2 pseudogenes are annotated in these 1,596 nt (G+C 56.8%); both read left to right on the top strand.

The features are described from left to right. Positions 1 to 86: 86 nt before the first annotated feature. Positions 87 to 1,222 (top strand): annotated as a pseudogene (locus ACR0JC_RS18815) (IS3 family transposase). Positions 1,223 to 1,253: 31 nt separating this feature from the next. After that, positions 1,254 to 1,596, top strand: a pseudogene (locus ACR0JC_RS18810) (transposase); the annotation flags it as partial.

Genomic DNA, 1,596 nt, shown 5'->3' with positions numbered 1-1,596 from the left:
TTCGGACGGGCCGGAAACGCTTCAGTTCACCTGTCTTGGCCCCCTAAAACTGTGCCACAGTTGGCTTAGTTTTGGAGACGGGATTGATGGCGCGGAAACGGTATTCGGACGAAGATATTCTGCGGCTTTTGCGCGAGATTGAGCTGGGCCTGGCATCTGGTTCGGATGTCGCGACGGCGTGCAGAACGGCTGGTGTCAGTGATGCGACCTATTACACATGGCGCAAGCGGTTTGGTGGGATGGGACGATCTGAGATGGCCAATCTGAAGGCGCTGCAGAAAGAGAATGATCGGCTCAAGAAAATCGTGGCTGAGCTTGAACTGGACAAACTCATTCTCAAGGAGAGCCTTGATTATCTAAAGCCAAAGGCCTGACGGCAGACCAGCTTCGTCAGGCCGTGGTCCACACCCGACAAAAGCTGGCAACCTCTGAACGGCGCACCTGTCGCGTGATTGGATTGGCGCGGAGCACGCTGCAATACCGCGCAGCGCCAAAGGATGATGAGGCGTTACGTCTGGCGATGATCCGATTGGCCAAACGGTATGGGCGCTACGGCTACCGCAAGGTCGCCGAGCTGCTGCGTGTCGAAGGCTGGGCAGTCAATCATAAAAAGATCGAACGACTATGGCGCGAAGAAGGCTTGCAGCTCCCACAACGGCACAAGAAACGCAAACGGCTGTACCACAAGGACAGCTCGATCATCCGGCTCCGACCGCAACATCCCAATCACATCTGGAGCATTGACTTTGTCCACGACAAGCTGAGCAACGGACAGAGCTACAAGATGCTGACGGTGCTGGATGAGTATACCCGTGAGGCGCTCTGCGTAGCGGTCAAGCCGAAGATGAACAGCGCAGACGTGCTGGATGCGCTCTACCCACTCTTATTGCGGCACGGGAAGCCCGAACACATCCGTTCCGACAACGGCGCGGAGTTCATCGCAACGGCCCTGCAGACCTGGTTAAGAAAGGTGGGCATTAAGCCGATCCAAATCTACCCGGGATCACCTTGGGAGAATGGATACAACGAGCGCTTCAATGGCACTCTGCGCCGGGAAGTCCTCAACGCAGAATGGTTCCACACCACCAAACAGGCTCAGATCGTCATCAATACCTGGCTTAGACAGTACAATCGTGTCAGACCCCATCAGGCTCTAAACATGCGACCGCCCGTGCTCTGCCCCCTGAAAACTGGATCGTTCGGAGCTGGAGTTTTCCGCTAAATTTCCCTGGCTGGGAGAGGAGCGGAATCGCATGAAAGCATCGAAGTTCACGGAGGCGCAGAAGGCCTTCATCCTGAAGCAGGGCGAGCAAGGCACACCGGTCGCGGAGATCTGCCGAAAGGCTGGGATCAGCCAGGCGACATACTTCAATTGGAAGAAGAAGTACGGCGGCTTGTTGCCTGACGAGATGCGCCGGCTGAAGGCGCTGGAGGACGAGAACACCCGGCTGAAGAAGATCGTGGCGGACCTGACGCTGGATCGGGAGATGCTTCAGGATGTCATTCGGCGAAAGCTCTGAAGCCTGGCCGTTTGCGCGAGATTGTCACCGGGATGTGCGTTGATTGGGGTGTGTCGATCCGGAAGGCTTGTGGGGC

The organism is Ruegeria sp. CH5, assembly GCF_056537025.1.
This window is presented reverse-complemented; position numbering and strand designations above follow the sequence as displayed.